Source organism: Campylobacter concisus, from assembly GCF_015679985.1.
Classification (GTDB): Bacteria; Campylobacterota; Campylobacteria; order Campylobacterales; family Campylobacteraceae; genus Campylobacter_A; species Campylobacter_A concisus_AC.
Genome location: NZ_CP049239.1, coordinates 1,511,021 through 1,529,030, shown reverse-complemented (window position 1 = coordinate 1,529,030; position 18,010 = coordinate 1,511,021). Strand labels below are relative to the sequence as shown.

The following is an 18,010-nucleotide window of genomic DNA, read 5'->3' as shown; positions in this document are numbered from 1 at the left end:
ATAAAAATGATAGGTATAGTTTATGGAAGCAGCATGGGAAATACCGAAGATGCAGCAAAACTTATAAGTGAGGGTCTAGGCCTTGAAAATGAGCTTTTAAACGTTGCTGACGTAGATGCAGCGAAGCTAAATAGCTTTGATAAGCTCATCCTTGGTACATCAACCTGGGGCAGTGGTGATCTTCAAGATGATTGGGATGCATTTGATTTTAAAGCATTAAATCTAAGCGGCAAAACGGTTGCTGTTTTTGGTATGGGCGATAGCGAGAGCTACTCTGATGAGTACTGTAACGGCATGGCAAAGCTTTACGATGAGGTCGTAAAAGCTGGCGCAAAAGTAGTTGGTGAGGTTAGCACTGATGGATATACATTTGATGGCTCTGATGCTGTAAGAAATGGAAAATTTGTAGGTCTAGCACTTGATGCTGATAACCAAAGTGATAAAACTGAGGGTAGAATTTCAGCTTGGATCGAGCAGATAAAACCTCATTTTGCTTAATGTAATTTTAGCTAGATTTTCTAGCTAAAATTTTCATATATCCATAGCTGAGATGAAGCTTTTTATTCTTTCGTTTTGGCTATTGAAAAACTCATCTACTAACCCATCAAATGCGATCACACCTTTATCTAAAAATAAAATTCTATCAGCTATCTTTCTAGCAAAATTCATATTATGAGTGACAATGATCATAGACTTTTTCTCTTTTGCAAGAGATAAGATGACCTTTAAAACTTCAGCCTCAAGCTCTGGATCAAGCGCACTTGTAGGCTCATCAAGCAGTAAAAAGTATGGATTTACAGCTAGGGCTCTAGCGATGGCCACGCGCTGTGCTTGTCCGCCAGAGAGCCTGTTTGGATAGGTATCTTCTTTGTGGCTAAGCCCCACTTTAGCTAAAAGCTCTTTTGCTTCTTTTATTGCTTCGTTTTTATCCTTTTTTTGAACGTAGATCGGAGCTTCTGTGACATTTTGAAGCGCTGTTAGGTGTGGGAAAAGGTTAAAGCTTTGAAAAACCATGCCTGTTTTTTTGCGAATTTCTAAAAGCTCTTTTGAGCTAAGCTTCTCTTTAAAATTTACAGCTCTGTCATCTACTTCTAAAATGCCACTTTGTGGGATCTCAAGTAAATTTATGCATCTAAGAAGCGTTGATTTGCCACAACCAGATGAGCCAACGATCACGGTCGTTTGTCCTTCTTTGAAGCTTGTGTTTATGTTATCTAGCACCAAATGATCGCCGTAAGATTTGCTTATATTTTTAAAATTTATAGCCATTAGACATACCTTGAGACAGCTTTTTCAAGCCTTGATTGAAGATATGTTAAGAGCGTGCAAACCACTAGATAGATGAGCGCTGCTAGGATGTAGAGGATGAGTGGCTCAAAGGTCCTTGCTGCGATCCTTTGAGCGACCATAAACATATCTACCATCGTTATAGAAGCTGCTAGTGAAGTGTCCTTAACAAGGCCTATAAATGTGTTTGAAAGCGGTGGCAGAGAGATCCTTACTGCTTGAGGTGCGATGATATGCTTTAAAATTTGATAGTGCGTCATGCCAAGCGATGTGGCAGCCTCCCACTGACCTTTTGGCACAGAAAGTATGGCAGCCCTTACAGACTCAGAGGCATAAGCGCCCACGTTTAGGCTAAATGCGATAGTGGCCGCACTCCAAGTATCAAGCATGACACCGATGCTAGGAAGCCCATAAAATACTATAAAAAGCTGCACGAGAAGTGGCGTGCCGCGAAATATCCAAACATAGGTGGCAAATATAAATTTTAAAATTTTTATATTTGAAAGCCTCGCTACTGCTGTGATAATAGCGATGACAAGCCCTAGCGAAAACGAGAGTAAAGTAAGTGGGATCGTCACTTTTAAAAGTGCGATGATCATCGGTAGCGTCGAGCTTGAAACAAGCTCGATCACTCTATCTAAATTTTCCATTTTTGCCTTGTTGGTTTATAATTTTATTTTGAGACGTCTTTGCCAAAGTAGCTTTTTGAGATAGCTTCTAGTTTGCCCTCTTTTGAAAGTTCGTTTAGAGCGTTTGAAATTTGCTCTGCAAGCTCGGCGTTGTCTTTTTTAACAGCTGCTGCTGTGTAGTCTTTCTCATCAAGTGAGGCGGCTATCTTTACAGGTGCGTTTGGACGCTCTTTTATGAAGTCGTAAAATACGATGTTATCTCTTACAACAGCATCTACGCGTCTTGATATAAGAAACTCCATACTTTTAGCAAAACTATCTGTTACGACGTGTTCAGCGCCGTATTTTACGGCGACTTTCGCCCAGTTGCTCGTAGCTGAGTCAGCATTTCTTTTGCCTTTTAGATCAGCAAAACTTTTTATGTCGTTATTATCTTTTCTGGTGATGATAGCGCCAAATGTCACAGTATAAGGCACTGAAAAAGCATATTTTTTCTTTCTCTCATCAGTTATGCTTACTTGATTAAATACAACGTCTGCCTTGCCCGCGTCAAATGCCGCTAGCATCGCGTCCCAAGGAGCTGTTAGAAACTCAACTTTTAAATTTAGCTTTTGTGCTACTGCTTTTGCGATATCTACATCGTATCCTACTAGCTCATTTTTGTCATTATAAAATGTAAAAGGCGCGTAAGTGCCTTCAGTTGCGACGATAAGTTCGCCTTTTTTGATAGTTGAAGCATTTAAATTTAAAGCTAAAAAAGCACCTGCGATCAAGCCAAAAATGGGCTTAAAATTCATTAATTCTCCTTATTTAAAATATCTTTACCGAAGTATTTAAGCGAAATTTCGCTTAAAGCTCCTTCCTTGCTAAGCTAATTTAGGGCAAAATTTATCTTAATTAGCAGCACTTTGTTACCTTTTTCTACGTTATAGCCCATTTGTTCACTATTTGTATAGCATCATCTTTTATGATCTGCCAGTAAAATTTTGTAAAGGTAGAATTTAGCAAACAATCGCACGAATTGCACCAAATTTAAAAAGCAATAGAAATTTTTATACAAAACTCTTTGCAAAAAATAAAATCAATAGCAAAATTTGCAAAAAAGAAAAATTTTTTAAGATTTATGCAAATGTCAGTCGCAACTGCGACTTGGGTAGTATTTTGGCGCTATTTTATTACAAAAAAGAGGCGGTGCCTCACTCCGCTAGAAGTGAGACCGCTAGAGCTTTTACGCCCTTAAAATCAACCTTGCCGCTTGCAAGTGTTGGAATATCATCAACGATAAATATATAGCTTGGCATCATGATCGGAGCTAGGCTGCTTTCTTTTAAAATTTGCTCTAAATTTTTGGGCTCTGTGCCACTTTTTACTAAAAGTGCGATCGCTTCGCCCTTTTTGCTATCTGGTACGTTTGCGCTGCTAAAGACCACGTCGTTTCCAAGCACCTTTGTAAGCTCTTCTTCGACGCTTCCAAGGCTTATCATCTCGCCGCCTATCTTGGCAAATCTTGAGTATCTATCGACGATAAAAACAAAGCCGTTTTCGTCTATGTGGCCTTTGTCGCCAGTTTTATAGTATCTTACGCCATCGATATAAGTGATGACGTCATTTGTTTTAGCTTCGTCGTTTAGATAGCCCTTCATCACTTGCGATCCGCCGATGACGATGAGGCCGTCTGTGTCAGTTTCTAGCTCTTCAAGCGTCTCTGGGTCGATTATTTTTATGATGGTGCCAGGCAGAGGCATACCAACACTGCCATGTCTATTAAATGTAAGTTCTTTTAGGCTCTCTTTTTCTAGGATATTTGGCATATTTACAGCAGCTACTGGCGCCGTTTCGGTCGCGCCATAACCTTCATAAATTTCTATGCCAAATTTGAGCCTAAACTCATCTTTTATCTCAGGTTTTAGCTTTTCAGCCCCAGCTACGACCATTCTGGCACTTTGAAACATCAGTGGATGAAGCTTTTTGTTTCTGGTGTAGAGCCTAAAGAAGGTTGAGGTACCAAAGATGATGCTAGCGCTGTGTCTTGCAGCCATTTTGCCGATAGTAGCTCCGTCTGTTGGGTCAGGTACGCTTACCATTTTTATGCCCTCGCAAAGCGGCATGAGCGTGGTGACTGTTAGCCCAAATGAGTGAAATACTGGGAGTGAATTTAAGATCACGTCATCTTTTTTGAAATTTAGAAGTTCGCTTATTTGCTTGATGTTTGCGAGTAAATTTTTATGGCTTAGCTCGATGCCTTTTGGCTCGCCTTCGCTGCCACTACTAAATAAAATGGTAGCCGTATCTTCTAAGCTTACACGCTTAAAATAGCAAAGCTTAATGAGCCAAGTTGGAGCAAAAAATGCCGTTAAAAGCGCTAAAAATTTCTCTTTTTTTGAGACGCTAGCTGAGAGATCTTCCGCAAATTTAGCTTTTCCACTCATCGCATCTTTTAGATCAAAGCCTTTAAGCGCTAGTTTTTCAAGAAATTTACTAGATGTGATCACTGTGTTTATATTTGCCTTTCTTAGGGCGTGATTTAGCGAGGTAACATTAAGCGTATAGTTTAAATTTACGCTCACTTTGCCCATGGCAAGAAGCGCCATATTTACGATGGCTGCGATGCTTGAGCTAGGCAGCAAGATACCTATATTTTTCTCATCTTTTAGCTCGCGTTTGAAAATTTTGATAAATACTAAAACGGCCGTTATAAATTTCAAGTTGCTTAAATTTAGCCCTGTGCTGTCGCTCACACACTCTTTAAATTTATCCTCTTTTGCGTTGTTTAGCCACTCCTCGGTTAGTGGTTTTTGCCTTGAGATAAAGCTCTCCCACGATGAAAAGCTAAGCTCAAGCACCTTTTGCTTCATCTTTGCAGCGTTTATAAATGTGGTTATTGGCTTGCCAAAGGCGACGATGATGTCGCGTCTGCCGTTTTTAGAAGTGAGGTCTTTGTAAAATTTACTTGCCCTTGAAAAGCTCGAACCCCAAAGGCCACGAAGATAAAATGGCACGATGCAAATTTCTTCTAGATCTCTGATGATAAGCTCAAAGCCTTTTTGAAACTCATTTATCTGGCCGTTGTAGCTGATGTGGCCCTCTGGGAAAAGCGCGACTACTTCGCCATTTTTTAGGCACTTTCTAACTAGCTCGATCGACTCTTTGCTAGCCCCTGCGCCTATTGGGATCACTTTAAAAAATTTAAAAATTTGCTTTAGATACCATTTGTTATAGATCGTTCTATACATGACAAATCTTATGCCCCTTGGGCTTGCAGCTTGCAGCACGAGCCAGTCGATCCAGCTGATGTGATTACCAAGAAGTAGCGCACCGCCACTTTGCGGTAAATTTTGAAGCCCTTCAACGAAAAAGCGGTACTTTGTCTTTAAAAATGGTAGTAAAAGTAGCCTTGTGAAAAGATGTGGAAGCTGTAAAATGGCGTAAAAACTGCCTATTAAGCAAACAAGCGCTGTAAAGACAAAGAGTCCAGTGGTTGAAATTTCAAAATATACTAAGCCTATGCCAATGGCTAGAAATAGCAGCATTGAAACATTTTGCAAGAAGTTGTTTGCCGCCATTATCTTGCCGGTGCTCTTTTGCGGGGCAAAGTACTGGATCATCGCATTTAGCGGTACTATAAAAATTCCACCAAAAAAGCCAAATGCAAATGAGTTAAGGCTCACTACGCCGATGCTTGAGCCAAATGCGAAAAATAAAAGCGAGAAAAATATGCCCATAGCGCCCATCGGCACGATACCAAGCTCGATGTGAAGCTTTGACATAGAGCCAGCCACGTATGAGCCAAATGCGATGCCTATGGCGCTTGCTGCAAGGATTGCTTGTACCGCTAGCGAGCTGTCGTCGTTAAAAACGGCTTTATAATGAGCTGGGAAAGCTGCGATGATGATCTGAGAAATTCCCCAAAATATACTAAGTCCAGCGATGCTTAGCCAGATATTTTTATCTGACCTTACTTCTTTTAAATTTTCTCTTAAATAGCTAAGGCGAATATATTTTTTAATATCAAAATTTTCGTTTGTTTCGTCTTTTTCATCGATGCAAGGTAACTTATAAGCAAAATATGCTTCAAGTGCGCTAAATACGACTAAAAAGATGCCAATAGGATAGACGCTTTTTAAAATTTCTTCTGAATTTTCGCCTTGGATGTATAAATTTTCAAATATAAATGAAAATAAAAATGAGCTAACAAGTATCGCTACGATGGTGAGCGCTTGAATAATGCCATTTGCTGTGCCAAGGCGCTCAGGGCCGACTAGGGCTTTGATGATGCCGTATTTTGCTGGTGAGTAGATCGCACTTTGAGCGGCTAGTATGAGTGTGAGTGCAAAAGCTACGCCAAAAGCGCCCGCAAGATAGCTAAAAAGCACCGCGACGCTGATAATAACGCCAAAAATGGCACAAATTCTTATGACCTTTATTTTTGCGAATTTATCATTTATAAAGCTTGAGGGCGAAAATAAAAATATAAATGGAAGCAAGATCATTGCGTTTATGACGGCTGTTAGGATAAAAAGTATGTCGCCATCATATGTTTTTAAAAGAACATTTTGTATGGTGATTTTGTGTGCTAGATCGACGCTCGCATTTAAAAATGCGATCGCAAGGTAGGGCAAAAAGCCAGCAACTTTTAATAAACTCATCATAGAAATACCTTTGTGATTTTAAAAATTTTGTAAATCTAACAGCAAAATATTTAAAATATTATTAATAAAAAACTCTGCATTAAATTTGGCAATAAAAATTTTTAAGAAATTTAAATTTTATATGCTTTTGGATAAAATCACACAATCAAAAAATAGGAAAAATTTATCATGAATTATGAAATAATCGTCGTTGGTGGCGGACATGCAGGCATTGAGGCAAGTCTTGCGGCTGCTAGAATGGGCAAAAAAACTTTACTGATCACGATCTTAGCCGAGCAAATAGGCGCTGCAAGCTGTAACCCAGCAATTGGGGGCCTTGCAAAGGGACATCTTGTGAAAGAGATCGACGCGCTTGGCGGTCAAATGGGACTTACAACCGATGCTGTTGGCATCCAGTTTCGCGTGCTAAATGAGAGCAAAGGCCCAGCAGTGCGTGGTAGCCGTGCTCAGATAGATATGGATAGATACCGCGTTTATATGAGAAATTTGCTTTTAAACACTCCAAATTTAGAAATTTCTCAAGAGATCGCCACTGAAATTTTAAGCGAAAATGGCGAAGTAACTGGTGTTAAAACCCACCTAAATAACATCTATAATGCAAAAAAGGTGATAATCACAACTGGCACATTTTTAAACGGGCTAATTCACGTTGGATTTAACAAACTAGAAGCCGGCCGTGTGGGCGAGCTAAGTGCAAAGGATCTAAGCGGCAGTCTAAGGGATCTTGGGCTAAATTTAGGCAGGCTAAAGACCGGAACATGTCCAAGGATCGATGCAAAAACGATAAATTTTGAAATTTTAGAAAAGCAAGATGGCGATGCAAAGCCAGTTGCATTTAGCTTTAGAACTAAAAATTTCTCCCCAACGCAGCTGCCATGCTACATCGCCTATACAAACGAAACTACGCATGAGATAATCCGTTCAAATTTTGACAAAGCACCACTTTTTACAGGTCAGATCGAGGGCATCGGACCAAGATATTGCCCTAGTATCGAGGATAAGATAAACCGCTTTGGCGACCGTGACAGACACCATCTTTTCATCGAGCCTCAAACACTTGAAGCGACAGAGTACTATATAAACGGCTTTTCGACTAGCTTGCCTTATGAGGTGCAAGTGCAGATGTTGCGCTCCGTAAAGGGCTTTGAAAACGCAAAAATCGTAAGACACGGATACGCCATCGAGTACGATTATGTCGAGCCAACACAGCTAAAACATAGTTTGGAGACAAAAAAGGTAAAAGGGCTATACTTGGCTGGGCAGATAAACGGTACGACTGGATACGAGGAGGCCGGTGCTCAAGGGCTAATGGCTGGTATAAATGCAGCTCTTTCACTGGATAATAAAGAGCCACTTGTCTTGCGCCGCGATGAAGCGTATATCGGCGTTTTGATAGATGATCTTGTGACAAAAGGGACAAAAGAGCCATATAGGATGTTTACGAGCAGGGCGGAGTACCGCTTGCTTTTGCGTGAGGAAAATGCCATTTTAAGGCTTGGCGGATATGGCCATGAGCTTGGACTGCTTGATGATGAGACTTTTAATGAGATAGAAAATATAAGAAGAAATTTAAAAGAGGGGCTGGAGTTTTTAAACGAGACTCAGATCACGCCGAGTAAGGCAAATTTAGAGCTTTTAGCAAGCCTTGATGAAGAGCCGATCAGTCAAAACGTGAGCCTTCAAAAGATCGTCGCACGCAAGAGCTTTACGGCTGAAAAACTAAGAAAGCTTGATGAGAGATTTGTAAATTTAGACGATGCGAGTGTGGATCAAATTTTAACCGAGTGTAAATATCAGCACTACATAAATGAGCAAAAAAATCAAATAGAAAAAATGAAAGATATGATGGATGTAAAAATTCCTGAAAATTTTGACTTTAGAAGTGTTAGTGGCCTTAGTAATGAAGTGGTCGAAAAGCTTGAGAAATTTGCTCCGCCGACGCTCTTTGCTGCGAGTGAAATTTCAGGTATTACGCCAGCTGCGATTGATATCTTACATATTTATATAAAGATGAATGAGAAAAGGCTTGGCTGATTTTGATTTTTGGTTTAGTTCAAAAAGCCATAAAGCTTAAAAATTTTTATCTTAAAATCAAGATTTACGTTTAAGTTAAAATTAACATTATTTTTGCAGATTATATTTAGAAATTATACTTTTTTAATTTTTTGAGAGTATAATCGTTAAGAATTTATTTATAGAAAGGAATTTAATGTCAGTAAAGCAAGAAAGACGTAGCTTTATCGGCCTTGCGTTTGGTGCTGTGGCAGCTGTCGGCGGCGCTATGTCACTAGTGGCTGTTAAAAAGACTTGGGATCCGCTTCCAAGTGTAAAAGCTGCTGGTTTCACAACAGTTGATCTAAGTCCGATCAAAGATGGAGAAATGAGGCAGGTTGAGTGGCGTAAAAAGCCTATTTTCATCCTTAAAAAAAGTCCTGATATGGCTAAAAATGACAAAAGAGATGTTGTCGTAGGGAATGCTAGATACGTAGTTCTTATCGGACTTTGCACGCATCTTGGCTGTATACCTGAGTATAAAGCAAGCAAACAAATGTTTGTATGTGCCTGTCATGGCGGCGAATTTAATGCCGACGGAATGCAAACATACGGACCTCCTCCAAGACCACTTGATATACCACCATTTAAGATTGATGGAACCAAGCTAGTTCTAGGCGAAACAAGCCCAGAATACGAAAAATTAGTAGCAAAAGCTTAGGAGGATAGCAATGTCTTTAGCTCATAAATCAACTGGCGTTATTGACTGGCTTGATCAACGCCTAGCTTTTACAAAACTTATGAAGGTTCTAGTTAGCGAATACTGGATTCCAAAAAATATAAATTTCCTTTGGGCAATGGGCGTTATTTTAACAACGCTTTTTATGCTCTTAATCGTTACTGGTTTTTTACTTTTAATGTATTACAAACCAGATGTAAATTTGGCATTTGATAGTGTAAATTATACTATTATGCAAGAGGTTGAGTATGGCTGGCTTTGGCGTCACATTCACGCAGTTTCAGCTTCTACGATATTTCTTATTATGTATATTCACTTGCTTACTGGACTTTACTATGGCTCATACAAAAGAGGCAGAGAGGTCATTTGGATAAGCGGTATGGTGCTATTTATCTGTTTTTCAGCAGAGGCATTTAGTGGTTATATGCTCCCATGGGGACAGATGAGCTACTGGGCGGCAACTGTTATTACTCAGCTTTTTGGCGGTGTGCCAGTTATTGGTGACGCTTTAGTTGAGTGGATTAGAGGTGATTATGCAGTTGGTGACTCAACACTTACTAGATTTTTTATGCTTCATGTTTGTTTATTGCCGCTTGTAACGATAGCTGTTTTGGTTATTCACTTCTACTCTTTAAGAGTTCCACACGTTAATAACCTAACAAGCGAAGATATCGACTTTGAAGTAGAAGCACAAGAGTATCTACATGGCGATAGAGCAAAATCTAAAGTTATACCATTTTGGCCAGGATTTTTGGCAAAAGACTTTATGTATGTATCATTCTTTATGATATTTGTTATCTATCTTGTTTGCTATCACTTCAACTTTGCAATGGATCCTATCAACTTTGAGCCAGCAAATCCACTAAAAACCCCACCACACATCTATCCAGAGTGGTATTTCTTGTGGCAATATGAAATTTTACGTGGCTTCTTCTTTGATATAGCTGGAATTTCTGCTTATAATATCGGTCTTATTGCATTTGCGTTTGCGGGTGTTGCCTTTATGCTTATACCACTTTTTGATAGAAGCGACCTTGTAGCTCCAGCTCATAAAAGACCACTATTTTTTATATGGTTTTGGGTCTTAGTTGTCGATCTTATCGTTTTATCTATATATGGCAAGCTCCCAACAGGTGGTTATAATGACTGGATAGGGTTTTATTCATCATTGCTATTCTTGTTCTTATTTATAATTGCGTTGCCAGTTATAACAATACTTGAAAGAAAGAGGGGCTAATTATGAAAGAGCTTAAAATTTTTGCCATTGTTGTTATTCTTTCAGGTGTTTTATATTGGGGTATCGAGCCTTATGCTCACACAAAGCTTCATCCTCATACTGCAAATGCTGAGTATAACTTCTCAAAAGAAGATACTGACTATGCAAAGCACTTTTTAGAGCAAAAAAAGACAGCACTTGAGACTGCTAAGGCTAGCGGAAATAAGGCAAGTATAGACGCGGCTACAAAGGATGTAGAAGTAGCACAAAAAATTCTTGACGACTATACAGCATTTTGGAATGACATTAACTCTATCGACCTCACAAAAGGTGACGCCACAAGGGGTGCTGATACTTTTGTAGCAGCAGGATGTACAGGATGCCACGGTATAGAAGCAGCAGGTATGCCAGCTGGTATGGATGTTGAGACAGCTAGTCAAAGCTTTGGTGTAGTGCCACCAGATCTTAGTACCGCTGGTAAAATTTATGACGATAAATTCTTGGCTGCACTCATTAAAAATCCAAATATGGCTTTAAAGCTAACTCATAAATTTAACGACGAGCATCCATTTCCGATGACCGCATTTATGGGTGCTGGTGGCGATATAAATGCTGAGACTGCCGATATAGTAGCTTATTTGAAAAAGGTATCTGCTGATTATGAAAAGGCAAATAATAAGATCACTGAAGAAAAGGTTTTCGCTGATGCATGTCAAAGATGTCATGATATAAAATATGACAAAAAATATGCATTTAGCAACAAAGTAAGCCTTGCTGCTTATATGGGCTCAAACCCACCTGACCTATCGATGATGATTCGTTCAAAAGGTGATGAGTATTTACATAAATTTATAAACGATACTCAAAAGATGCTACCAGGTACCGCAATGCCAAGAGTTGGTTTAAATAAAGCCGCTGAAGACGACGTGGTAGCTTATATCCAAAAAGTAGGTGACAAGAAGAAGGCTGAGCGCGAGAGCACAGGGCTTTATGTCATGATCTACTTCTTTATATTAGGAATTTTTGCTTGGCTTTGGAAACGCAAAGTTTGGAGCGAACTACACTAGAATTTAAGAGCCTCTTTGGCTCTTAAATTCTCTCTGGTAATTTTACATATATAAATTAGGTATTCTTTAAATTCGTTTTTGTAAATTTGATCAAATACTCTTACAAATTTTAAAATCTTACTCACTCGTATTAGCAACTTACCAAATTCAGGTCTCGTTATCACTTGCCACTGAATTTGGAAGCATGATATGCTCGCTCATAAATTTTAAAATTTGCTAAACTTTCATTCGCTACCAAGAATTGACTCCTAAAATTACTCATTTATGAAATTTAAAAATTTGCCTAAAAACCTAAAGCAGTAGTATGCCTATACTACCATGTAAGCTATGAATGCACAAGCGTTTTGGTAGAAATATAGAAATATATACGAGTTCAAGAAGTCACCCCAGGTAAATAAATTTATATTTTAAGCAAATCACTCACCAAAACCCACTAAATTTCACAAAAATAGCAAAATTTAGCTCCGCATCAAGCCTATTTAAAATTAAATTTCCTTGGCGATCTTGCTCATTTTATTGAGCAGTTTTTCACGTTCATTTGGCTTTAGGTTGCCGTATTGAAGCTTTGTTATCATCTGCATGAAGTCAAATTGTTTAAACATTTGCGCATCGCTTTTTAACTCTTTTTCTAGCTGTTTATAAATTTTTTCAGTCTCTTTATTTGCTTTTTCTAAATTTTGTAAAAAGCTTCCAGTTGCGCTCATATCAAGGTCATTTTTTGCAGCTTTATCGATGACATTTTTTAGATTTGCTAAATTTTCAGAAATTTTCATCAGCATTTCCTTTTGGATTTTAAAATTTAGAGCAAAATTTATTCCTAAATTTTCTCCCACCACTTTTTTCTAGGCAGATTTTGTGCGGTGAAAACTTCTCCGATCATCGGCGTCGCGTAGTTTAGCTCAAGTTTTGTCGCTGCCTTTTCAAAACGCTTGATCGGCTCATCCCAAGCGTGATAAGATAGATCAAATTTGCCCCAGTGCACCGGTACGCCAAGCTTTGCACCAAGATCTTTTAGTGCTTGCGCTGACTCCTCTGGCTTCATATGCACGTAAGGCCAGCCATCGCCGTAAGCACCATTTTCGATAAAAACTAGATCAAAGGCGCCAAATTTCTCATTTATCATCTTAAAATGCTTGCCGTATCCGCCATCTCCGCTAAAATAAAAGCTAAAGCCAGCCTCTTCAACCGCCCAGCCACCCCAAAGTGTCGTGTTTCTTTTAAATGTGCGCCCACTAAAGTGCCTTGAAGGACAAAACGTGAAGTTTAAATTTCCTATTTTTTGCTCACCAAACCAGTCAAACTCATAAATTTTGTCTTCATCAACGCCCCATTTTACAAGATGAGCTTTTACACCAAGTGGCACTAGAAATTTGCAAATTCTATCTTTTAGCTCAAGTATCGTTTTATGATCAAGATGATCGTAGTGATCGTGCGAGATGAGGGCGATGTCGATCACATCTGGGTAATCGCTAGCGGTGATAGCATGCTCGTAGGTAAATGGCTTACCGCCAATTGGTAGTGGAAATGCTCGGTGCAAAACTGGGTCAGTGATGATAGTTTTGTCATCAAGCTTGCAGATGAGGCTAACGTGCCCAAGCCAGATAAACTCGCCGTTTTTGAGGGCTTTTGCGTCAAATTTTAAATTTGGCAAAGGCTTAGTTGGTAGCTTACCTTTTGGTGGAAAGAGCGCTTGCAGGACGAAATTTAACATAGATGCTTGCGGATTATTTTTTACTATATCAATCGTTGGTTCTAAATTTATAAAAACTTTGCCGTTAAAATTTGGCGAAGCCTTTATCAGCTTTTGGCTTTTAATATCTGGCACGCCACCAAAAACTGGGGCAAATCTCATAAATACAAAAACTGTAACAATAAACAAAACTATAACTATAAAAATTCCCATAAAAAGCCTTTAAATTTAAAGGTCGGATTATATTTTAGATTTTTAAATTTCAGTTTTATTTAATTAATCCGAGCTTAAATAATTAACTTGTAAATTTAAATTTAATTAAGATATTTTTACTCTTTATAGGAAAATTTTATTAATAAATATTATCCTTTAGCAAATAAATATACCTAAAAATCGATATTAAGTAGATAATCTTAAAGATATATAAAATAAAATTTTAATTCTAAAAATACAAAATTTGTCAGATAGATGACGGAATTTATTCATTGTAAGTTATAGAATTATTACAAAAATTAGGAAGGAGCGTTTGAGATGTTAAATAAAAATTTAACTATCTCTATTTTGGTGACTAACCATCACTTTAAAAGTGAGCAGGGCAGTTTAGCCTTGTTTAATGGGAGGAATTTATGAAAAAACATAAATTTGTGATTGCCGATTATAAACGCTGTATAGGATGTGCAACCTGCATGGCTGCATGTTTTAAGAGCGCTTATGAACGCGGTAAGCTGTCACGTGCAAGGCTAAGTGTGCTAAGAGAAGCTACTGGCGTTATGCCAACTCAGTGCAGACAATGCGACGATGGTCCTTGCGCGAATGTGTGTCCAACTGGAGCATTGCGATTTAATGATAATTGCATCGAGCTTCACGAGGAAATTTGTATAGGCTGTAAGATGTGCACGATCGCTTGTCCTTACGGTGCGATAAGCTCAAGTGCAGAGCTTATGCCTTCAGTAAATTACGCTGTCGAGCCAAAGTACAACCTTGAGATAGAGTCACAATCAGGTGCAAAAAATATCGCTGTTAAATGCGATATGTGCTTTGGTCGTGAAAATGGACCAGCTTGCGTTGATGTCTGTCCGACAAGTGCTCTTGTTATGATTGATCCAGAAGAGGGCAAACATAAACTTGGCAAGAGGATAGATTATGAAGCAGCGAATAAATTTGCTACTAAAATTTTAAACGGACAAGGAGCATAAGATGACTACGGTTTATATGCTATTTCTTATAAGTGCCGTCGTTAGCATCTTGCTTTATTGTGCTCCAAAGGCCGCTGTAAAGGTTGGTTTTGGTCTAAGTGCTTTAAGCTGTTTTTATGCGATGTGCCACTTTGTTGCAAATATGGGAGTAAGCGATAGCTTTGCTCTTATGGATGGCTTTTTGTATTCGCCAAAATTTGCGCTAAATCCACTTGGAAATTTCTTTAGCTTTGTCGTTGTTTTCATAGGATTTGCAAGTAGCGTTTATGGTATGAGCTATGCAGACGAGTATATCAAAAAAGCAAACGTTGGCGTATTTGCATGTTTGTTTAATACGTTTATACTCTCAATGCTTCTAGTAATTAGCGCTGATAATGTATTTTGCTTTGTCGTTTTATGGGAGCTTATGACTCTTATCTCATCGTTCCTTATCATAGTAAATGATGGCAAAAACACTTTAAAAGCGGTCATGGTATATCTTGGTATCGCACAAATCGGTGCATTTTGTATCACCTGTGGCTTGCTTATCACAGCTTACTATGCAGGAAGCTTTGAATTTAGCGCATTTATGGGTGTTAAGATGTCATTTGGCGCTTCTGTTGCTACATTTATACTATTTCTAGTTGGATTTGGTAGCAAAGCTGGTATGTGGCCATTTCACGTTTGGCTTCCACAAGCTCACCCAGCAGCCCCATCAAATGTTTCAGCCCTTATGTCAGGCGTTATGATTAAAGTTGCTCTATTTACACTAGTTAAATTTACACTTTACCTACCACTTAGTACATATTTTGGTCTTACAATACTCGCTCTTGGTGCAGCTAGCTCACTATTTGGTGTTTTATACGCTCTTTGCCAACACGACTTTAAGGCTTTGCTTGCTTACCACTCAGTTGAGAACATAGGCATCATCTTACTAGGTCTTGGAACAGGAATTTATGGCGTTGCAGCTGGAAATTTAACACTTGCAGCAGTAGGTTTTCTAGCAGGTTGCTACCACGTAGTTAACCACGCTATATTTAAAGGTCTTCTTTTCCTTTGCGCTGGTTCAGTTATCCACGCTACTCATACACAAAATATGGACATCCTTGGTGGTCTTGCTAAAAAAATGCCATGGACAAGCCTTGGTATGTTTATAGGTATTATGGGTATCGCAGCTTTACCTCCAGTAAATGGCTTTGTTTCAGAGTGGTTTACATATCAAGGTATGCTTCAAGGTGCAATGGGAGAAGGAACATTAGTTAGATATGCATTTACACTTGGCGTCGTAGCTCTTGCGCTAACAGGCGTTTTGGTTGGTATGCACCTTAAACTTTACGCTGTTATCTTTGCAGGTACTCCAAGAGATCAAAAAATTTGGGAAAATGCTAAAGAGAGTCCGATAGGTATGGTTCTTGGTATGATCATCCTAATGATAGGCTGCGTTGGCTTTGGTCTTGGCGCAAACTACATAGTTGATTACATCATGCAAGCTGTAAATTCTATCGCTATAAGCGACTATAAAGCTAGCCTTGGTGCTATAAATGTAACTTCACCTATGGGTAGCATGATCTCAACTCCACTTATCGCTTTAGTCCTATGTGCAACTATGATTTTGCCATTTATCATCCTTGCTGTTATGAAAGCAAACAGAGATAAACCACGCGAAACTGATCCTTGGGCTTGTGGCTTTAAATATAGCTCACGTATGCAAATGACAGGTGGTCCATTTACAGGCGATCTTAGAAAAATTATGCAATGGCTATTTAGAGCTGATAAAAAAGTAGTTACTAGAAATTATTTTGACGCGGTTGAATATCACAACCATCCAAAAGATATCTGGTGGGGAATGTTTTATGAGCCAGTCATCAAATGGTGTATGAAATTTGCCGATAAACTAGGCATTGTTCAAAGCGGATATACAAACATATATACACTTTATATTCTAGTTTATTTATGTGCCATACTTGCTGTGGGCTACTTTTTAGTTTAGGAGACGAAAATGCAAACTATACTTTTAATGATATTTCAAGTAGTCGTTATCGTTTTGGTAGCTCCTTTGTTTGATGGTATGGCAAGAAAACTAAGGGCTAGACTTCAATCAAAACAAGGTAGCGATTTCTTTCAAACATATCGCGATATTATAAAACTCTTTAGAAGAGGAAGAACTGTGCCTGAGTGCTCACACTGGGTATTTAGATGGGCTCCATTTTTCCTTTTTGCAACTTCAGCTGCAGTTCTAGCTGCTATACCTATAACATATAGCAAAGATACTGTTTTTGGAGCATATTCAGATATATTTGTGATCCTTTATCTTGGCGCATTGCTTAGATTTGTATTTGGTGCAGCTTCAATGGATAGTGGCAACCCATTTGCAGCAACAGGTGGCGGCAGAGAGCAAATGCTGGGCGTATATGTTGAGCCAGTTATGATCATGTGCCTAATCGTAGTAATGCTTGCAGCTAAAACATCAAATTTAATTGAGATCCAAGAGATGGTAAAAACTGGCGTTATTGGATATCAAATCCCAAGTTTTGCCGTAGCTTCTATCGCATTTTTATGGTGCATGTATGTTGAAACTGGCAGAAAACCATTTGACCTAGCTGAAGCTGAGCAAGAGCTTCAAGAAGGCTTGCTTGGCGAGTACGCAGGTAGCGACCTTGGTTTAGTTCAAGCATCACTTATATTAAAACAGTTTGCTATGATCGGACTTTTCCTAACTATATTTGAGCCATGGAATTTTAGCAATCCTTTCTTAGCTATTATCGTTTTTGTGATAAAAACTGGAGTATTTTACGTAGCGGCTGTCTTTATAGACAACTTTGGACCACGCTTTAAAATGACTTCATCTTTACGCAAAAATGCACTTGGTGCACTTGCTATCTCGTTTGTTGCACTAACACTTTATGTAGTAGGAGTGTGAGATGCAAACACTTGATATTTTAGCCATTTGCATGATCGTAACTTCGCTTGCGGTTTTTGGTCTTAGAAGTTTGAAACTCTCAATCATTGCTTATGCGATTGAGACACTACTTTTAGTTAGCATATTTTTCTTGCTATCTGAGAAATTTAACGCCGAGCAGCTTAAAACTTGGGCGATAGTTGCATTTTTTACCAAAGTTTTGCTTGTGCCAGGAATTTTATTCTGGCTTATCAAAAAACTTGGCGTAGTTAGCGAAGATGAGCCAGTTGGTGGATTTTTTGTAAGTCCTGTTATTGCTATGGGATTTTCTCTAGCTCTTTCAATGAGTATCCACCCTATATTTTTAAAATTCTCTCTTATCAAAGAAGAGATCATGCTAATCGCAGCTGGAACGGTCTTTATGATGGGAATTTTTGGCTTCATGCTAAGAAACTCATTTATAAAACAAATTCTAGCTTACTGCTTGTTTGAAAATGGTATCCACCTAAGCCTTGCTCTAATGGCTTATAACTCACATGAGTTAGTTGAGCTTGGAATTTTAACAGATGCGATATTTGCCGTTATCATCATGAGCGTCTTAGCGATTAGATTTTATAAAGCTTATGATAGCTTAGATACTTCTAAAGCTTCAAATTTAAGGGGTTAG

15 protein-coding genes are annotated in these 18,010 nt (G+C 38.7%); 9 read left to right on the top strand and 6 right to left on the bottom strand.

Going from position 1 to position 18,010, the window contains the following annotated elements:
• The first annotated feature begins 6 nt into the window (after positions 1-6).
• Positions 7-498: a flavodoxin FldA gene (gene fldA, locus G5B98_RS07695; RefSeq protein WP_072595412.1), complete on the top strand. Its 492-nt coding sequence runs from the start codon at positions 7-9 to the stop codon at positions 496-498.
• 33 nt (positions 499-531) lie between these two features.
• Here the strand turns inward: fldA and G5B98_RS07690 are convergent, their stop codons facing one another.
• From G5B98_RS07690 to G5B98_RS07675, 4 genes are all read right to left on the bottom strand, one after another.
• The gene (locus G5B98_RS07690; RefSeq protein WP_103576604.1) at positions 532-1,269 is read right to left on the bottom strand and encodes an amino acid ABC transporter ATP-binding protein; all 738 of its coding nucleotides are present in this window, start codon (positions 1,267-1,269) and stop codon (positions 532-534) included.
• Positions 1,269-1,937, bottom strand: coding sequence for an amino acid ABC transporter permease (locus G5B98_RS07685; protein WP_196086570.1), 669 nt, complete (start codon positions 1,935-1,937; stop codon positions 1,269-1,271). Before G5B98_RS07685 ends, G5B98_RS07690 begins: the two co-directional genes overlap by 1 nt.
• A 23-nt stretch (positions 1,938-1,960) precedes the next feature.
• Complete coding sequence (locus tag G5B98_RS07680; RefSeq protein WP_196086569.1) at positions 1,961-2,713, bottom strand: amino acid ABC transporter substrate-binding protein; 753 nt, start codon at positions 2,711-2,713, stop codon at positions 1,961-1,963.
• 399 nt (positions 2,714-3,112) lie between these two features.
• The gene (locus tag G5B98_RS07675) at positions 3,113-6,565 is read right to left on the bottom strand and encodes an acyl-[ACP]--phospholipid O-acyltransferase (RefSeq protein WP_196086568.1); all 3,453 of its coding nucleotides are present in this window, start codon (positions 6,563-6,565) and stop codon (positions 3,113-3,115) included.
• Between the two features lie 168 nt (positions 6,566-6,733).
• Here G5B98_RS07675 and mnmG point away from each other — a divergent pair, with 168 nt between their 5' ends.
• From mnmG to G5B98_RS07655, 4 genes are all read left to right on the top strand, one after another.
• Complete coding sequence (gene mnmG / locus G5B98_RS07670; protein WP_196086567.1) at positions 6,734-8,599, top strand: tRNA uridine-5-carboxymethylaminomethyl(34) synthesis enzyme MnmG; 1,866 nt, start codon at positions 6,734-6,736, stop codon at positions 8,597-8,599.
• 175 nt (positions 8,600-8,774) lie between these two features.
• A complete protein-coding gene (gene petA / locus G5B98_RS07665; protein ID WP_196086566.1) occupies positions 8,775-9,278 on the top strand; it encodes a ubiquinol-cytochrome c reductase iron-sulfur subunit in 504 nt (167 codons plus the stop codon).
• A 10-nt stretch (positions 9,279-9,288) separates the two neighbouring features.
• Positions 9,289-10,533, top strand: a complete 1,245-nt coding sequence (locus tag G5B98_RS07660; protein ID WP_196086565.1) for a cytochrome b — start codon at positions 9,289-9,291, stop codon at positions 10,531-10,533.
• Positions 10,534-10,535: 2 nt separating this feature from the next.
• Positions 10,536-11,579, top strand: a complete 1,044-nt coding sequence (locus tag G5B98_RS07655; protein ID WP_148799065.1) for a c-type cytochrome — start codon at positions 10,536-10,538, stop codon at positions 11,577-11,579.
• Positions 11,580-12,064: 485 nt separating this feature from the next.
• Here the strand turns inward: G5B98_RS07655 and G5B98_RS07650 are convergent, their stop codons facing one another.
• Entirely contained in the window at positions 12,065-12,352 is a 288-nt protein-coding gene (locus G5B98_RS07650) for a hypothetical protein (RefSeq protein ID WP_021091759.1), read from the bottom strand.
• 44 nt (positions 12,353-12,396) lie between these two features.
• Positions 12,397-13,482 (bottom strand): MBL fold metallo-hydrolase, encoded by a 1,086-nt coding sequence (locus tag G5B98_RS07645; RefSeq protein ID WP_196086564.1) that lies wholly within the window; start codon positions 13,480-13,482, stop codon positions 12,397-12,399.
• A gap of 413 nt (positions 13,483-13,895) precedes the next feature.
• Between G5B98_RS07645 and G5B98_RS07640 the strand changes: the two genes are divergently transcribed.
• The 4 genes from G5B98_RS07640 to hyfE are packed head-to-tail and all read left to right on the top strand — an operon-like array spanning position 13,896 to position 18,010.
• Positions 13,896-14,465 carry a 4Fe-4S dicluster domain-containing protein gene (locus G5B98_RS07640; RefSeq protein ID WP_021091760.1) on the top strand — a complete coding sequence of 190 codons (570 nt, stop codon included), beginning with the start codon at positions 13,896-13,898 and terminating at the stop codon, positions 14,463-14,465.
• A 1-nt stretch (position 14,466) separates the two neighbouring features.
• Positions 14,467-16,434 (top strand): proton-conducting transporter membrane subunit, encoded by a 1,968-nt coding sequence (locus G5B98_RS07635; protein ID WP_196086563.1) that lies wholly within the window; start codon positions 14,467-14,469, stop codon positions 16,432-16,434.
• A gap of 9 nt (positions 16,435-16,443) precedes the next feature.
• The gene (locus G5B98_RS07630; protein WP_196086562.1) at positions 16,444-17,364 is read left to right on the top strand and encodes a respiratory chain complex I subunit 1 family protein; all 921 of its coding nucleotides are present in this window, start codon (positions 16,444-16,446) and stop codon (positions 17,362-17,364) included.
• Between the two features lies 1 nt (position 17,365).
• Positions 17,366-18,010, top strand: coding sequence for a hydrogenase 4 membrane subunit (gene hyfE, locus G5B98_RS07625; protein WP_072594544.1), 645 nt, complete (start codon positions 17,366-17,368; stop codon positions 18,008-18,010).